This window comes from Blautia sp. MCC283 (assembly GCF_018785565.1).
Taxonomy (GTDB): Bacteria; Bacillota; Clostridia; order Lachnospirales; family Lachnospiraceae; genus Blautia_A.
Map to the genome: position 1 here is coordinate 101950 of NZ_WQQB01000008.1, position 16256 is coordinate 118205.

Consider the following 16256-nt stretch of genomic DNA (forward strand, 5'->3'; position numbering starts at 1 on the left):
ATGAATTTTGAGTATGATTTCAAAGACGGACACACAAGATTTTCCTACAGATCCAAGCCGGGAGAGGTCCTGGACGAAAAAACGTGGAGCATTTTGACACAGGGAACCGCAAATCAGTTTCTGTTGCCGGCAAATGCGAATCAGGATGGCAATGGTTTTATTTTTACATATGATATAGCCGGAACCATGAACATAATGGCATGGATGAGCGAAGCACCTCAGGAAAAGCAGATCGAAATTCAGCAGAAGGTGAATTATGTGCTTACTTTCTTTGAAGAACTGGGTGTTCCAAAGCAGGAAATCGTATCAGAGATGCAGAATATCTATGTGGATACACGAACAGAAGAAGTAAAGGTCGTTTGCATTCCGCTGAGATCAGAGTTCGGTGGATTTGGCGGCGGAGCAGACGGATTTAGTCATGAGCAGACCGGACAGACTGCCAATTATGATGAAGGTGGCCCACTGGTTCCTCCTACACCGGGTGGCGGTTTTGTAGATATGGATGGTGACGTTGAAGAAAAGAAACCGAAGAAAAAGAAGGCGTTGTTGAAGGGACTGTTCCATCGAATGGAGAAAAAACAGGAGGTACAGGAAGAAATTCCATTTCCACAGGAAATGCCACCAATGCCGCCGGAAATGCCACCACAGAGACCGGAGAATATCTGGGCGAATACTCCAAATGAGGGAGGCTGGGATAATCCGCCAGAAGAAAACAGAAAAACATATCCTTCACCAGGGGAAGGCTTCGGAGAGGACCCGGGAAGAGGTTATGAGCCAGATCCGGCGTCAGGTTTCGGAGAGACACCGGGAAGAGGTTATGAACCAGATCCGGCGCCAGGTTTTGGAGAGACACCGGGAAGAGGCTATGAGCCAGATCCGGCGCCAGGCTTCGGAGAAGCACCGGGAAGAGGTTATGAACCAGATCCGGCGTCAGGTTTCGGAGAGGACCCGGGAAGAGGTTATGAACCAGATCCGGCGTCAGGTTTTGGAGAGGACCCGGCAGGAGGTTATGAGCCAGATCCAACACCAGGTTTCTGGGACAAACCGGCAGGGGGCTATAACCCAGATCCAATGCCAGGGAATGACGGAGCTCAGGGAAGAGGCTACACTCCGAATCCAACGTCAGGTTTTGGCGAAGAACAGAGAAAAAGTTTTACTCCGAATCCGGGAACCGGTTTTGCATCAGACGATGATGACGGCAATGACGCAACTGTAATGCTGAGGGATGACGGAAGTGAAGCAACGATACTTCTGAAAGCAAGAGTTAAACCAAATGCTACATTGATCCGTCTGCATACACAGGAGAAGTTCCATATCACGACGGAGATCTGCAAGATCGGTAAGCGTGCACTTATGGTAGATATCTGCATCCGCAATAACCCGACCATCAGCAGGGAACACTGTGCGATCCATTTTGAAGAAGGTAAATATTACCTGGAAGATAAGGATTCCAGCAACTATACATACCTGAACGGAAACAGAGCAATGCCAGGCCAGAAACTGCTTCTCAATGACGGAGATCAGATCCGCCTGTCTGATGAAGAGTTTATTTTCCGAAAGGGGGATGTGAAATGAATCCAAACAATAATTCCGGAAAAAAATTATCACCGCAGATATTAGTTCCGATGATCGCAGGAATTGTCTGCGTACTCGTGATTCTGGCAGTTGTGATTTTTGTCACACCTAAAAAGGCAACTGCAAGCCAGTTACAGGAAAATCTGAACCTGGGCTCCAAATATCTGGATGCAGGAGAATACGACAAAGCAGAAGTTGCATTTAATGATGCTTTGAAGATTGATAAAAAATCCACAGATGCGACTCTGGGACTTGCAAAAGTATACAATGGAAAGAAACAGCCGGAAAAGGCACTGGATATGCTGAAAAAGACCGGCGAAAATATGAAAAATGTTTCCACATCTTCTGTGAAAAAGGATTCCGCTGCATGGAATTCCCGTGTAAACGATTATCAGAACGCTTTTGAAAATACAAAGAGCATTTTTAAAGAACAGGGAAAAACTTCTCAGGTAGAAGAGACTGAAAAAGAAGAACAGGATACAACAAAATATATCACTCTTATTATTAATATTATAAATCCAACGGCAACGCCAACGCCGACAACAGATCCGAATGAACTGGATGACGGAAGCAATAACAGTGCGGGTGGTGCAGGTCTGGATTCTGGAAAAGTTGGTGAAGTAACTGCGGCACCGCATCCTGGAGATCAGACTGATCCGACAAGTGCTCCAGATCGGGATAACACGGAATCAGAAGACGGGGCAGATCAGAACGCCGCGGATGATACGGATTCAACAGATGATGGAGATTCAACAGATGATACGGATTCCACGGATGCTTCTGATTATGCGGAAGATACAGAAAATCCATATGACAGTTCAGACTATCCGGAAGATCCGGATTCGGAAACATATGATAATCCGTCAGATGAAGCAGGAACAACAAAAGTGACCAATGAGGATGTATATGGTCAGGATGAACTCCCATCCGGAGGTTCAGAAGTTTCCAACGGAGAACAGGATGAGAACTCATACGACAATCCGGGTGAAGCCTCCAATGAAGATACAGATGATAATGCATATGAAGATCCAGCGGAAACTTCTGATGAAAACCAGGATGGAAATTACAGCGAACCGGATACAGAAACAGCTGATGATCCGGCAATACCGACACCTGGTCCGGCAGAGACTTATACGGAGACAACAGAGACCTCACAAACGGATGAGACAGGTACAGAGCAGACAGATAGCAATACCGCAGAAACTGCAGATGACGATGCTGTACTGGCTGCATATGTAGCACAGGTGGAAATCTCCAAATATACAGGAGGAAGCATTTCCTACACAGACAGTACCAGCATGGCATCTGTAAATGGCGTTCTTGCAACAGATCAGAGAGATTTTAACAGTGATGGAAGACCGGAACTTCTGGTGATTTCTATTTCCGGAGGAAAACTGCAGTTTGAACTTTACAGGGCAGAAAACGGAGAGGCACAGCAGATTGCCAGTGAATCAGCAGATCCGGGCTTTGGTGATCCAGTCGAGGGAATCACATACAGCGGAACACAGGAATGCTTTGTAAAAGATAATGGAACTTCTGTTGATATCGGAATCGCAGGCTATTATTCCGGAATGAGCGGCGAAAATGCAATGCCGGAAGCAAGGCTGGCTATCGCCCTTTATACAGTTAACAGTGACGGAACAGTAAGCCAGACAGGAAATGCGGCACTGGTAAACGGCACACAGCTTTACCTGAATGGAACGACTCCACAGGAGGGCGGAAAGGATGCCTTTATCAGCGAGATTTCCAAAATGGGATTAAGCGGATCCTGGGTTGCTGAAAGCGCAGATATGTTAGCCGGAATGGATCTTCTCAATAATCCGATGCAGGATACAGCAGGAGTACCAAATCCGATCAATACCGGTCTTTCCGCAAAAGAAACAGGAGTCCAGGACCTGGCAGTGATCAATGTGGGAATGCAGCCAGGAAGCAGCAGCATGGATTTTAGCGTAAAATAAGATAAAAAGAGGTTTGAATATATGCCAATTCCACATACTTATCGGGTTATAGGTAAGATTGGAGCTGGAAACAGCGGTGAAATCTACAAGGCTTATCAGATAAACCTTGGAAAATATGTAGTACTGAAAAAAATAAAAACAGAGATCAAAGATTTTCTGAACAACAGAGCGGAAGTTGATGTACTGAAAAACCTCAGACATTCCTGTCTGCCTCAGGTTCTTGACTTTTTTGAGGCGGACGGGGATGTGTATACAGTTATGGATTTTATCCCGGGGAATTCATTTAAGGATTATCTGGATTCCGGAACTGTTTTTGAAGAGAAATCAGTCATTATCTGGGCAAAGCAGATAGCTGCAACACTGGGCTATCTGCACAGCCAGAAACCACCGATCATCCACAGTGACCTGAAACCTGGGAATATCATGCTGACACCGGAAGGAAATATCTGTCTGATAGATTTTAACATTTCTGCCACGCTGGATGGAGATACTGCCTGGGTAACCGGATATACCAATGGATATGCGGCTCCGGAACAGATCGAGGCACTGCATTACAACCAGAACGAACTGGACCATTCACTCTGGAAAACCATAGATGCCAGAGCGGATATTTACAGTCTGGGAGCAACTTTATACCACATCATGACCGGCAGGAAGCCGAAACCGGATGAAAACGGAAATGTCAGTGATATCAGGCTTACCGGCATAAAGATCAATGATATCTTTGCACATATTATCATGAAATGCCTGGAGCCGGACCCGAACAGGCGATATCAGAGTGCGGAAGAGCTTCTGAATGATCTGAAGAATATCCAGACAAAGGACAAGAGGTATAAAGATCTCTGCGCAAAACAGCACATGGCCTATGTTCTGGTTGCAGGTCTGATGATCGGAAGTGCAGCGCTGACGATCAGTGGATATTTCAAACGGGATGTTGGAAAACAGAAAAACTATGAATCTTATGTACGTCAGGAAGCGCAGTGTATCAGCTCCGGAGATTATCAGAATTTTGAAACATATTATGAAAAAGCCACGGATCTTATTCCGGACAGGCTGGATGCCTATTATCAGAAGGCGCTGGCGCTGAACAAGCAGCAGCAGTATGGTGACAGTATTGATTTTATCAATAAAGTGATCCTTTCCAATGATGCGATCCTGAAAAGCGGATCGTCTCTGAATGATATTTATTACCTTCTCGGAAATTCCTATGAGAGAATGGAAAATTATGAGAATGCGGCAGAATGCTACAAAAAAGCCATTGATATCAAGCCGGATAACAGTGCTTACTACAGAGATTATGCCATTGCGATGGCATACACCGGAAATATGGAGGAAGCGGAAAAAGCGCTGGAGACGGCACGTGAGAATGGCCTGGATTCCATAGATATTGATTATGTTGAAGGAGAAATCTCATATAATAATGGGGACTATTCCGGTGCAAAGGATATCTTTGCAGATTGTATCCAGAAAACAGATGACGATTATCTCCGAATGCGTGCCTACATTATGGAGTGCAAATGCATTGACGGGCAGGATGACGGTGTGAGCGGATCGGATGAAAAGATCCAGATTCTGGAGAAGGCCCGTAAAGAGCTTCCAAAAGAATACAATATCGGAATCCTTGAACAGCTGGCGCAGACATACAGTGATCTTGGAAATGATACCTCAGATATGTCCTATTATCAGGAGGCCGCGAAGGTTTTTGAGCAGATCCAGAGTCAGGGCATGGGAACTTATGATACAGATTATAATCTGTCTGTTTTATATCAGAATATGCAGCAGTACGATCAGGAGGAAACGGTACTGAACCAGATGCTGGAGAAGTATGGTGATAATTATAAGACCTATAAGGCGCTGGCATATCTGGAAGTTGCAAAGCAGTCTCAGGCTGATAATGAAGGCAGAGATTATACAAAATTCCAGGAATACTATCTGAAAGCAAAGGAACTTTATCAGTCACAGCCGGATAACAATGCCAATGATATGGAGATGGATAATCTTCAGGATCTGTACGAGCAGGCAGTAGCAAACGGCTGGTTGTCTGCATCATAAGGAGAAAGAAATGGAGATAGGAACGATCATGATGATCATAGGGATCATGGGAATTATAGCAGGCATGGTCCTTTTGTTTCTGCTTCCGGGGATTTTCAGAAAGCAGAGAAAAAAAATGATGGAAGAAATCGGAGAGGATTTATAAAAAAGAGAGGCGTGTGAAAAAAATTCACACGCCTTATTATATATTTTATTTTGTTCTGCTGAGACTGCTGGATTCTACATATCCGGCAGAACTGTAGGGGTTACCGTTTCCGATTCGGGTCATAGAACTGGTATCTTTCAGATTCAGACGATATCCGAAATAGCAGTTATGACTTAATTCTATTTTGAAATAATAGCCGTAACTGGTTTTGATGATCTCATCGATATCAAAAATCCAGTATGGTTCATTTTCGGAGTCGGAGAAATAATAATTTACTTTCTTTCCGGAGAAAACAACTTTATCTCCGTCTGGTGTGTACCAGGTACCTTTGACCAGATTTAATGCTTTCTTATCTGTAGCAGAAGCCGGAATACTGGAAACACGTTTGCCATCTTTCAGACGGTAAATAACGGTTGTCTTATTGGCATCATAAGAACCGCAGCCGTGCCATGCAAAACGGTATGCGAATCGGATGTATCCATCCTTGTTGTAATCGCAGGTGCATTTGGTACTTACATAAAGTCTCATACTTCTTTTGTTTAATGTACCGTTCTTTTTGTAATCGTTGAATTCCTTAAAAAGTGTTTTTTTCAGAGAAAGATCATTGTTGTAGGAAGATTTTAAGGATTGGTTGATCCGTTTAACTGCAGTGCTGTTTCCTTTTAACTGTGGCAGCTCGTAGGAATATGTGGCACTGGAACTCTTATAGGTTTTCTTTTCCTGGATTTTTTTGATCGTATAAGTAGCTTTGGTGGCTGCCTGTACATTCTGTGTAGTTCCCACACCGGCTGTGATGCAGAACGCACACATGGCGATCAGAAATCCTGTAATTCTTTTTTTCCATATTCTCATTTTAGGGTTCTCCTTGTCTGACAGGTGGATAAGCTTATCCACTCTGGTTTCTATAGTATTTCAGAAGTTCTGTTTATAAATTTATGTAAGACGGTTCCGGAGGAGAACAGTCTTTTAAGCGGTTGATTTTATTAAGGACTTCTTCCTGTGGATTTTCAAGAGTTCTCAATAAAAAAAATTTTTAAAAAATTTTTCATTTTTTTAAAACCTGCCGGTATTCTTAGTCGTCTGTATAGTGAAAGGAGGAAAGAGGACAGGTTTTAAGCGGAAAAATATACTTATTAAAAAAATAATATTTAACACAGGAGGAAAAGAATATGGATACTATGTCAGCAAAAAATTTCTTACAGAACACAGAGGTAAAATTTAAAGTAAAAATGATCGCAACGATCATACCTGCGGCAATTTTTCTTATTACGATTCTGATTGAAGGAATAACCGGAACGGGAATACAGATCATGCAGAATATTTATCTTATTTCAGGACTGATTTTGCTGGTAGCAACAGGCGCAGTTGTGAAACTTCTGAAGATTGCTTTAACTGCGTTCAAATGGGGATGGCTGCTCACACCGTTTACACTGTTTGATCTGGTGATCGCTGTGATCGCAGGTGGATTTGTCCTGGGAGTGGGACTTCTGTTCCCATTTGGCCCTATGGCACTGGATACCTGGGATCTTTATATGGAACGTCGCAATGCGAAAGCGTATCTGTGATTTTTTCAGGTTTTTGACTGGGTTATGAGCTTTACAGATGCAGAATGAAAAATTATAATATAAATATATGCAATATAAAAAGGAGGAAATGAAATGAAGAAAAAACTTTCAATCGCAGGTATGTTGTTAATGGTTTGTATGTTGTTCTGTATTTCGAAAACAACGTATGCAGCTAGCCGTACGATTACGACGAATAAGAGTTATGATGTGATTCTTGGGAATGAGACAAAGAATTATACGGTTATTGTTCCTAATTCAGGATATTTTTATTATACGGTTATACCAATTAAATATATTGAAAATGGTATTGAATCATCTTCCAGTTCCTGGTATTTGCCATCGACAAAAATGAAAGTTGGATATAAATTATACGAAGAACAATCTGTATATTATGGCAGACCGTTTACGTCCGCGGCATATTCTTTTAAAAAGGGAACTCGGGTTAATATTTCTTTAACTGACACAAATTCTTCTAACACATATGCTTATTATAGATTGAAAGTAATTACAAAAAATCCTGAAAATTTTGAAAAAGAAAATAACAATTCAAGAAACACCGCAACGAAGATTTTATGTAATAAGACGTATAGTGGCTTGAGCCAGCAGGATGATAAAGACTGGTGGTGTTTTACTGCTCCTAAAACCGGGAAATATAAATTTTACTGCGTTGAAATTAAGGACAATAAATATCAGACTGTAAAAGCGTATTATGGAGCCAGACTTATTTCAGCGACTACAATGAGAAGTAATCAGGGCTGGGCAACATTATACAGAGGAACCTTAAAAAAAGGTCAGAAAATTTATATACTATTAGATAATGGAAGTAAGAATGAGTTCTACAGATTAAAAGTAAAGCAAATAGGGTAGTTTTTGTGTATATCTGACTATTATTAATACAGGCGAAGAATACAATAGATTCTTTTGCCTGTATTTTTTGCCATTGAGAATAAACAGAAAAGAGGATGTACATATGAAACAGAGGAAATTATAATATAAGATGTACAAATGGCATACAGGAGGAAAAATTTTGAAGCAGATCGCAGATTTACACATACATTCCAGATATTCCATGGCGACAAGCAAGGACGGAACACCGGAGATGCTGGATCTCTGGGCACGGAAGAAAGGGATCACACTTCTTGGAACCGGAGATATGACACATCCTCTCTGGCGGCAGGAATTAAAGGATAAACTGATTCCTGCGGAACCGGGGCTTTTCCGGTTGAAAGATGAATTCGTTTTGCCAGAGGCGGCACATTATCCTGGAAAATCTCCCAGATTTGTATTGTCCGGAGAAATCAGTTCCATTTATAAAAAGGATGGAAAAACCAGGAAGGTGCACAGTCTGATCCTGCTCCCGGGATTTCGGGAAGCAGATGCTTTTGCCGCAAGGCTGGAAAAAATTGGGAATATCCATTCAGACGGACGCCCTATCCTGGGGCTGCCCTGTCGTGACCTTCTGGAAATTATGCTGGAGATCAGCGAGAAAGGCATGTATATCCCGGCACACATCTGGACACCACATTTTTCTCTGTTTGGGGCAAAATCCGGATTTGATACCATAGAAGAGTGCTTCGAGGAACTGACACCATATATTCATGCGCTGGAGACGGGATTATCTTCAGACCCGGTGATGAACTGGCAGATTTCCGCGCTGGACAGATATCAGCTGGTATCCCACTCGGATGCTCATTCACCTTCCAAACTGGGAAGAGAGGCAGACCTTCTGGATATCGAGCTTTCCTATCAGGGCCTGTTTAATGCAGTTCAGAAAGGAACAGGACTTGAAGGTACGATCGAATTTTTTCCGGAAGAGGGAAAGTATCATTATGACGGCCATCGAAAATGCGGCGTATGTTTAAGCCCGCGTGAAGCAGAAAAATATAACGGCATCTGCCCGGTATGCGGAAAGAAGTTGACAATGGGCGTGGATCACAGGATCTTACAGCTTTCAGACAGGGATGAAGGTGCGGCTGCCATGCCGGAAAGCGGACGTCCTTACGAAAGTCTGGTGCCGTTGCCGGAAGTGATTTCTGCCTGCGTGGGATTTTCCACAGCAAGCAAAAAAGTGCAGGGCCGGTATGAAATGTTGCTTAAGAAACTTGGGGCAGAATTTTCCATATTAAGAGAGGTGCCACAGGAGGATATCAGGACAGTTGGAGGAGAGGCTCTGGCAGAAGGAATCCGGCGGCTGCGTGCAGGAGAAGTTGTGCGAAAACCTGGCTTTGATGGAGAATACGGAAAGATAGAATTATTCTGACGGAGGAAAATATGAAAGAAAAAATAGGTATTATCTCAGACACTCATGGCCTTCTCCGACCGGAGGTCCTGGAAATCTTAAAAGACTGTAAATACATTCTTCACGCCGGAGATGTAAATAAAGATGAAATCTTGAATGTGTTACGTTCCATGGGAAATCTTTACGTAGTACGTGGAAATAATGACAAAGACTGGGCAGAAAATCTCCGTATCAGTTTAAACTTTACAATTGGCGGGGTAAAATTTTTCATGGTCCACAACAAAAAAGACGTGACCTGGGATCTGGATGATACCCAGGTGGTGATCTTCGGACATACCCATAAATATTTTGAAAAGATCATTGATGATCGTCTGTGGCTTAATCCGGGAAGCTGCGGCAGAAGTCGCTTTGGAGGTGAAGTTACTATGGCCGTTATGACTGTTGAAGACGGACGGTATCAGGTAGAAAAAATCATTTTGACAGAGAATTCCGAAAAATGATCAGAACGTTATTTACAGATCCTTTTATGCAGAGATGTTTCCGGAAATTACTGGAATACGCTGATGCATAAAAGGATTTTTTGTATTTTATGGGATACAATCCTTGTAATTTAGGATTTGTAGCGTATAATTAGAAAACGTTTAAAACCAAAAGTGGTCTTACCACTTTTGAAATATTGCTTAAACGTATGTCAAAAAGCGGAATATGAATGTTCGCTTTACATGAATGAATCAGGAGGGATGCAGTATGAAGTACGTGCAGCAGTTCAGCATCATCCTGCTGATTTCCGTCATTGGAGAAATCTTAAAAACCTTTCTTCCACTTCCGGTACCGGCCAGTGTTTATGGACTGGTGATCATGCTGGTGGCACTGCTCACAGGCATCCTGAAGTTGGATCAGGTAAAAGGTGCGGCAGATTTTCTGGTTGAGATCATGCCGGTGATGTTTGTGCCGGCAGGTGCAGGACTGATCACAGCATGGAGTTCTCTGAAACCGATCTGTGTACCGGTTCTTATTATGACGTTTATCAGCACGGTAATTGTAATGGTCGTAACAGGAAAAGTGACACAGGGAGTGATCCGAATGGGAAAGAGAGGAACTGAAAAATGATGGAATTCATAAAAAACTCCGCATTTTTTGGAGCGATGATAAGTCTGATCGCCTACGAGATCGGACTTATCCTGAAAAAGAAATTCAAAATGGCGATTTTTAATCCTCTTTTGATTTCGATCATCTGTGTTATCGGTGTTCTTCTGATATTCCATATTGATTACAATGATTATAACGAAGGTGGCAAATATATCAGCTATCTTCTGACACCGGCAACCGTGTGCCTGGCAGTACCTCTTTATGAACAGATCCATCTGCTGAAAAAAAATCTCAAGGCAGTGGCAGCCGGGATTATTTCCGGAACACTGGCAGGCCTTTGCAGTATTCTGCTTATGTCCAAACTGTTTGGTTTTAACCATCAGGAATATGTCACCATGCTTCCGAAGTCCATCACAACAGCTATCGGAATGGGCGTTTCCGAAGAACTTGGCGGTATTGTGACGATTACAGTTGCTGTGATCATTATCACAGGAGTTCTTGGAAATATGATCGCTGAAGTTGTCTACAAGATCGCAAAGATAGAAGAGCCGATCGCAAGAGGCCTTGGCCTTGGAACTTCAGCCCATGCCATCGGAACGGCCAAAGCTATGGAGCTCGGTCCTGTAGAAGGTGCCATGAGCAGTCTTGCCATTGCAGTAGCCGGTCTGCTTACGGTTGTAGGTGCATCGGTATTTGCCGGAATGATGTAATCCTGCTTCCATAGAAAAAAAGTGTATGAAAGGTCTGCTGTTATCGGCAGACTTTTTTTCTTACCACGAAATCGAACATATTTTTGTACAAAATAAACAAATGTTCGAAAAAGACACATTCATACCGTTTTATCGGACTTATAATGCGCTATAATACCAACATACAGAAAATATGTTTGGAAAATATGTTCGGTAGATTGTAAATGGGCATATAACAGGGAGGATGGATCTTATGTGGAATACAGAGAACAGCAGGAAGGTTGCACTGGCAGAAGGAAGATACATGGAGACAGAGCACAGACACACCGGGAAGCAGAAGCTTTCTTCTGGAATGGCTATGATCCTGGGAGCGCTTCTGACAATAGAGATCATGATCGGTGGAGCGATGATCCTTAATTTTGATTTTAAGGGAGCGGATATCATTGCTGTTGTACTTGCATTCATGGTATTATACTTTGCAGTGGTTGCCTCACTGACAGATAAATAGAACGGAGGAGTCGGAATGCCCAGGGTTTTTAACCAGAAAATAAAAATTTTATATCTGATGCGCGTTTTTCTGGAACGGACAGATGAAGAACATCCCATGTCTGTGAAGGAACTGATCATCTATCTGAACAGTCTGGGAATCAGCGCAGAGCGCAAAACTGTATACGATGATATCGAAACATTACGGAATTTTGGAATGGACATTCTGAATCGCAGAGAGCAGCCGGCAGGCTTTTATGTGGCCAGCCGGAAATTTGAACTTCCTGAACTGAAACTTCTGGTTGATGCAGTACAGTCGTCCAGATTTATTACCAGTGGGAAATCCCGTCAGCTGATCGGGAAGCTGGAGAGTCTTGCAAGTGTCCATGAGGCCAGACAGCTGCGGCGCCAGGTTTTTGTACAGAATCGGGTGCGAACCATGAATGAGAGTGTGTATTACAGTATTGATGAGATTCAGAGAGCGCTTACCGAGGACAGGCAGATCTCATTTCAGTATTGTGAATGGACAGTGGAGAAGGAGCTGCGGCTGAAGAAGAACGGAGAACGGTATCGTGTCAGTCCCTGGGGACTTGTGTGGCAGAATGAGAATTATTATCTGGTCGCCTGTGATGAGAAGTGTGGCAGAGTGAAGCACTACCGGGTGGACAAGATTATGCAGATCCGGCTTGAAGAGGCGGCCCGCAGCGGCAGGGAACTTTTTGAGAATTATGATGCGGGAGAGCTGACATCCAGAACCTTCGGGATGTTTGGCGGAAAAGAGGAAACCATATGTCTGGAAGCGCATAACCGTCTGGTCGGAGTTGTACTGGACCGGTTTGGCAGGGACATTATGATTCAGAGGAAGGATCATGAACATTTCAAAACGCTGGTTCGTGTCAACGTCAGCGATCAGTTTTTTGGCTGGATAGCCAGTCTTGGCCCGGATGCGGTAATTGCATCACCCGATGATGTACGCGACAGGTACCGGGAATTTCTTGAGAAGAGTCTTTCTAATTACAAATGATAAATATATGATAAAGAAAATCTGCATATAACAGAGATTCAGGAAAATTTGCTCCTGAATCTACAGGTTTTCTACAGAAATAATTCCCAAAAAAGTTAATGAGAACAGATAAAAATGGGAAAAATTATATAATAAACATATCTGAAATATAAAAATAATATAGACAGCATATGTAAAAAAGATAATAGACATCGCGATGTTTAAGTGCTATAATGCTTTCGTCTCTTGGAAGGGAACAAATTTTGCCATTTCAGGCAGATTATGGACGGTGAAGATATGACTGTAAAAGCAAGAATGCTGAAGCTTCTGGAGCAGCACGAGAATGAGCTGATATCCGGAGAAGCGGCGGCAGCAGAACTGAACTGCACAAGAGCAGCCATCTGGAAAGCTGTGAAATCCCTTCGGGAAGAGGGATATACCATAGAAGCGGGACCAAACAAAGGCTATGTGCTCCGGGGTGGCAGCCGTTTATCGGAAGAAGGAATACGGCTTTACCTCGATCATCCGGATGTACCTGTAAAAATATACAGGGAACTGGATTCCACAAACCGTGCAGCCAAGGAGGCTGCATTTTCAGGAGAAGCAGGTCATGGCGCACTGATACTGGCGCGCAGACAGAAAAGCGGAAGGGGCCGCAGAGGCAGAAGTTTTTATTCCCCTGAAAATGCAGGACTTTATATGAGTATCGTTCTAAGACCGGACCGGACTCTGAAGGAAGGACTCCTGATCACTACGGCGGCGGCAACTGCAGTGTACCGTGCAGTGAAGAAAATCTGCGGGATTGATCTGGGGATTAAGTGGGTCAATGACCTGTATCTTCACGACAGGAAAGTGTGTGGAATACTGACTGAGGCTGTTACAGACTTTGAAAGTGGAAACATTGAGTTTGCGGTTGTTGGAATCGGATTGAATCTGTATGTACCGGAAGAGGGATTTCCAGAAGACATACAGGAAACGGCGGGTGCATTGTTTGGAAGCAGGAAGGATGCAGAACATGTAAACTGCAGTATTCTTGTGGCGGAGATTGCCAATCAGCTTCTTATGGAAGTGGAAACTCCGGGACTTTCCAGAGAATATACAGAAAATAATATCATTCCTGGAAATATGATCGTGATCGCAGACGGAGCGCGTACAAGGGAAGCATATGCCGAGGCGATAGCATCGGATGGAAGGCTTCTTGTAAGAGAACAGGATGGTTCAGAGACCTTGCTTTCCTATGGGGAAGTTTCCGTACGCAGGAAGCTGGATAAGGATCAGTCAAAATAAATTGTTTATTTTGTATAAAAAAAAGATTCTTTTTTGTGCAAAACGGGCAAAAATAATATTGACATTCTGGAAATGCGGAGTAAAATAAAGTCAACTACAAGGCGTGGTCATACCAATTGGCAAATGCAGTGATCACAGCCAGGAGAAAAGGAGGGAGAAAAACGGGAGATTTATCAAGTACACTGGCAGAAGAACTGAACAGTAAGACGGCTTTTACCATTCCGGTATTTGGTGGAATACCCATCGCGGAATGTGTGGTAGTCACATGGGTCATTATGGCGGTTCTTGTGGTTCTGTCACTGATTCTGGTTCGGAATCTCAGTGTGGAAAATCCGGGTAAGAAGCAGCTGCTTCTGGAATCCGGAGTAAGTTTTCTTCAGGATTTCTTCATGGGTATCCTTGGAGAAGAAGGCAAACAGTATGTGCCTTATTTGATGTCAACCGTAATTTACATCGGAATAGCCAACATCGCAGGCGTGTTTGGTTTTACACCACCAACGAAGGACATGAACGTAACCATTGCGCTGGCATTGATGAGCATTATTCTGATCGAATATGCAGGCTTTCATAAGAAGGGACTGAAAGGTTTCCTGAAAAGCTTTGCGGAGCCGGTTCCGATCATGCTTCCAATCAATATTCTGGAAATCGCGATCAGACCTACATCTCTCTGCATGCGGTTGTTTGGTAATGTTCTGGGAAGTTTCGTAGTCATGAAGCTGCTGGAGTTTGTTTGTCCGGCCATTCTTCCCATACCATTCAGTCTGTATTTTGATTTCTTCGACGGATTCATACAGGCATATGTATTTGTATTCTTAACATCCTTGTTTATCAAGGAAGCAATTGAGTAATGAAGCAGAGTATCTGCTTGATTCAAAAATGAAAAAAATTGTATTTTACAGGAGGAAAAAACTATGTTAATCGCAATTGGTGCAGCTATCGCAGTTCTTACAGGTATCGGAGCAGGTATTGGTATCGGTCTTGCAACATCCAAAGCAGTAGAAGCTATCGCAAGACAGCCGGAGGCAGAGAGCAAGATCAGTAAAGCACTTCTTCTTGGATGTGCTCTTGCAGAGGCAACAGCTATTTACGGTTTCGTAATCGGTCTTCTGATCATCATCATGCTTGGCTAATAGGTAAAGACGAGATACTAATTCAGGATTAAGAGAGGCAGGTGGACCAGGTGATTAAAATTGATATCAACCTTGTCTTTACTATTATAAACCTGATCGTTCTTTATCTTTTAATGAAGAAGTTCCTTTTCGGCCCGATCATTGGTGTTATGGAGAAGAGAAAATCCATGATCGATGAGCAGTTTGCTTCAGCAGAGAAGACAACCACTGAAGCAAACCAGCTGAAAGAACAGTATGAGGATGCACTGAAATCTGCGAAGGAGGAATCCTTCAGTATTGTAGAGCAGGCTAAGGACGAGGCAAAAGTACAGGCAGACAGCATCGTGAAGAGAGCTAATGATCAGGCCGGTCAGATTCTTGAGAAAGCAAGAAGAGATATCAGCACTGAGCAGGAAGCTGCTATGAAAGCGATGGAAGGCAAAGTGGCTGAGCTGGCAATGGATGCAGCATCCAGAATCATGGGAAAAAAGAACGACGAAGCACAGGATATGTCCCTATATGACCAGTTTTTAGAAGGAGCAGGTGATCCTCATGACAGAGACGTCCATTAATTATGCAAAAGCATTATACGGTCTTTCTGTCCCGGGGGAGGCAATCTGCGAAACAGGAAGGATTTTTAAGAATACACCTGAGATAGGTAAGATGCTTGAAAATCCACTTGTTTCCCTCAAAGAAAAAGAACAGGTAATAGAGCGGGTTTTTCCGCAGGAAATGAAGAGTTTTCTTAAAGTAACGTGTAAGTATCAGAAGATTGACAGAATCGGAGAGATCCTTGAAGCTTATGATGCTTACAGCCGGGAACAGAAAGGAATTCTCAAGGCAGAGCTTCTTTATGTAACACGTCCTGCCGAAGAGCAGGAAAATAAGATGAAGGAGTTTCTCCGTAGCCAGTTTTCTGCCAGAGAAGTGGAACTTACCCTTACAGAGGATAAAAGCCTTGTAGGTGGATTTGTTCTCAGGGCAGGAGATCGTGAGTACGACTGGAGCCTCATCGGACGTTATAAGAAACTGAAACAGAAATTAACCCGGAGGTGAAAT

The 16256-nt window shown here is 43.2% G+C and carries 17 protein-coding genes and 1 pseudogene; 17 read left to right on the forward strand and 1 reads right to left on the reverse strand.

Features of this window, described 5'->3' with window-relative positions:
- The 4 genes from GPK81_RS02610 to GPK81_RS18130 are packed head-to-tail and all read left to right on the forward strand — an operon-like array spanning position 1 to position 5730.
- Positions 1-1575: an FHA domain-containing protein gene (locus tag GPK81_RS02610; protein ID WP_215706490.1), complete on the forward strand. Its 1575-nt coding sequence runs from the start codon at positions 1-3 to the stop codon at positions 1573-1575.
- Positions 1572-3533, forward strand: a complete 1962-nt coding sequence (locus GPK81_RS02615; RefSeq protein WP_215706491.1) for a tetratricopeptide repeat protein — start codon at positions 1572-1574, stop codon at positions 3531-3533. The genes GPK81_RS02610 and GPK81_RS02615 overlap by 4 nt, the downstream gene beginning before the upstream one ends.
- Before the next feature lie 21 nt (positions 3534-3554).
- Entirely contained in the window at positions 3555-5585 is a 2031-nt protein-coding gene (locus GPK81_RS02620) for a serine/threonine-protein kinase (protein WP_021977326.1), read from the forward strand.
- 10 nt (positions 5586-5595) lie between these two features.
- On the forward strand, positions 5596-5730 hold the full coding sequence (locus tag GPK81_RS18130; RefSeq protein WP_021977327.1) for a hypothetical protein: 135 nt from the start codon (positions 5596-5598) through the stop codon (positions 5728-5730).
- 45 nt (positions 5731-5775) lie between these two features.
- On the opposite strand, the gene GPK81_RS02625 is transcribed toward GPK81_RS18130, so the two are convergent.
- Positions 5776-6582, reverse strand: a complete 807-nt coding sequence (locus tag GPK81_RS02625) for a hypothetical protein (RefSeq protein ID WP_178705289.1) — start codon at positions 6580-6582, stop codon at positions 5776-5778.
- A 317-nt stretch (positions 6583-6899) separates the two neighbouring features.
- On the opposite strand from GPK81_RS02625, the gene GPK81_RS02630 reads away from it, so the two are divergent.
- From GPK81_RS02630 to atpH, 13 genes and pseudogenes are all read left to right on the forward strand, one after another.
- Entirely contained in the window at positions 6900-7295 is a 396-nt protein-coding gene (locus tag GPK81_RS02630; protein WP_118062351.1) for a hypothetical protein, read from the forward strand.
- A gap of 93 nt (positions 7296-7388) precedes the next feature.
- Positions 7389-8162: a hypothetical protein gene (locus GPK81_RS02635; RefSeq protein WP_021977330.1), complete on the forward strand. Its 774-nt coding sequence runs from the start codon at positions 7389-7391 to the stop codon at positions 8160-8162.
- Between the two features lie 130 nt (positions 8163-8292).
- A pseudogene (locus GPK81_RS02640) lies at positions 8293-9552 on the forward strand (endonuclease Q family protein); the annotation flags it as partial.
- Positions 9553-9566: 14 nt separating this feature from the next.
- Positions 9567-10034, forward strand: a complete 468-nt coding sequence (locus tag GPK81_RS02645; RefSeq protein WP_021977332.1) for a metallophosphoesterase family protein — start codon at positions 9567-9569, stop codon at positions 10032-10034.
- A 247-nt stretch (positions 10035-10281) separates the two neighbouring features.
- On the forward strand, positions 10282-10644 hold the full coding sequence (locus GPK81_RS02650) for a CidA/LrgA family protein (protein ID WP_021977333.1): 363 nt from the start codon (positions 10282-10284) through the stop codon (positions 10642-10644).
- Entirely contained in the window at positions 10641-11333 is a 693-nt protein-coding gene (locus GPK81_RS02655; protein ID WP_021977334.1) for an LrgB family protein, read from the forward strand. The genes GPK81_RS02650 and GPK81_RS02655 overlap by 4 nt, the downstream gene beginning before the upstream one ends.
- Positions 11334-11565: 232 nt before the next feature.
- Positions 11566-11820 (forward strand): hypothetical protein, encoded by a 255-nt coding sequence (locus GPK81_RS02660; protein WP_021977335.1) that lies wholly within the window; start codon positions 11566-11568, stop codon positions 11818-11820.
- Between the two features lie 15 nt (positions 11821-11835).
- Positions 11836-12822, forward strand: coding sequence for a helix-turn-helix transcriptional regulator (locus GPK81_RS02665; protein WP_021977336.1), 987 nt, complete (start codon positions 11836-11838; stop codon positions 12820-12822).
- A 261-nt stretch (positions 12823-13083) separates the two neighbouring features.
- On the forward strand, positions 13084-14088 hold the full coding sequence (locus GPK81_RS02670) for a biotin--[acetyl-CoA-carboxylase] ligase (protein WP_330627479.1): 1005 nt from the start codon (positions 13084-13086) through the stop codon (positions 14086-14088).
- A gap of 182 nt (positions 14089-14270) precedes the next feature.
- A complete protein-coding gene (locus GPK81_RS02675; protein WP_118062399.1) occupies positions 14271-14936 on the forward strand; it encodes a F0F1 ATP synthase subunit A in 666 nt (221 codons plus the stop codon).
- A gap of 63 nt (positions 14937-14999) precedes the next feature.
- Entirely contained in the window at positions 15000-15218 is a 219-nt protein-coding gene (gene atpE / locus GPK81_RS02680; RefSeq protein WP_021652814.1) for an ATP synthase F0 subunit C, read from the forward strand.
- Positions 15219-15268: 50 nt separating this feature from the next.
- A complete protein-coding gene (gene atpF / locus GPK81_RS02685) occupies positions 15269-15769 on the forward strand; it encodes a F0F1 ATP synthase subunit B (RefSeq protein ID WP_330627480.1) in 501 nt (166 codons plus the stop codon).
- Entirely contained in the window at positions 15750-16253 is a 504-nt protein-coding gene (atpH, locus tag GPK81_RS02690) for an ATP synthase F1 subunit delta (protein ID WP_015525579.1), read from the forward strand. The genes atpF and atpH overlap by 20 nt, the downstream gene beginning before the upstream one ends.
- Positions 16254-16256: the final 3 nt, after the last annotated feature.

Excerpts from the sequence above, each read along its gene's own strand:
- GPK81_RS02650 (WP_021977333.1), top strand. The coding sequence starts at position 10,282 with ATGAAGTACGTGCAGCAGTTCAGCATCATCCTGCTGATTTCCGTCATT.
- GPK81_RS02620 (WP_021977326.1), top strand. The coding sequence starts at position 3,555 with ATGCCAATTCCACATACTTATCGGGTTATAGGTAAGATTGGAGCTGGA.
- GPK81_RS02630 (WP_118062351.1), top strand. The coding sequence starts at position 6,900 with ATGGATACTATGTCAGCAAAAAATTTCTTACAGAACACAGAGGTAAAA.
- GPK81_RS02610 (WP_215706490.1), top strand. The coding sequence starts at position 1 with ATGAATTTTGAGTATGATTTCAAAGACGGACACACAAGATTTTCCTAC.
- GPK81_RS02645 (WP_021977332.1), top strand. The coding sequence starts at position 9,567 with ATGAAAGAAAAAATAGGTATTATCTCAGACACTCATGGCCTTCTCCGA.
- GPK81_RS02615 (WP_215706491.1), top strand. The coding sequence starts at position 1,572 with ATGAATCCAAACAATAATTCCGGAAAAAAATTATCACCGCAGATATTA.
- atpE (WP_021652814.1), top strand. The coding sequence starts at position 15,000 with ATGTTAATCGCAATTGGTGCAGCTATCGCAGTTCTTACAGGTATCGGA.
- atpH (WP_015525579.1), top strand. The coding sequence starts at position 15,750 with ATGACAGAGACGTCCATTAATTATGCAAAAGCATTATACGGTCTTTCT.
- GPK81_RS02635 (WP_021977330.1), top strand. The coding sequence starts at position 7,389 with ATGAAGAAAAAACTTTCAATCGCAGGTATGTTGTTAATGGTTTGTATG.
- GPK81_RS18130 (WP_021977327.1), top strand. The coding sequence starts at position 5,596 with ATGGAGATAGGAACGATCATGATGATCATAGGGATCATGGGAATTATA.
- GPK81_RS02670 (WP_330627479.1), top strand. The coding sequence starts at position 13,084 with ATGGACGGTGAAGATATGACTGTAAAAGCAAGAATGCTGAAGCTTCTG.
- GPK81_RS02665 (WP_021977336.1), top strand. The coding sequence starts at position 11,836 with ATGCCCAGGGTTTTTAACCAGAAAATAAAAATTTTATATCTGATGCGC.
- GPK81_RS02660 (WP_021977335.1), top strand. The coding sequence starts at position 11,566 with ATGTGGAATACAGAGAACAGCAGGAAGGTTGCACTGGCAGAAGGAAGA.
- GPK81_RS02655 (WP_021977334.1), top strand. The coding sequence starts at position 10,641 with ATGATGGAATTCATAAAAAACTCCGCATTTTTTGGAGCGATGATAAGT.
- GPK81_RS02625 (WP_178705289.1), bottom strand. The coding sequence starts at position 6,582 with ATGAGAATATGGAAAAAAAGAATTACAGGATTTCTGATCGCCATGTGT.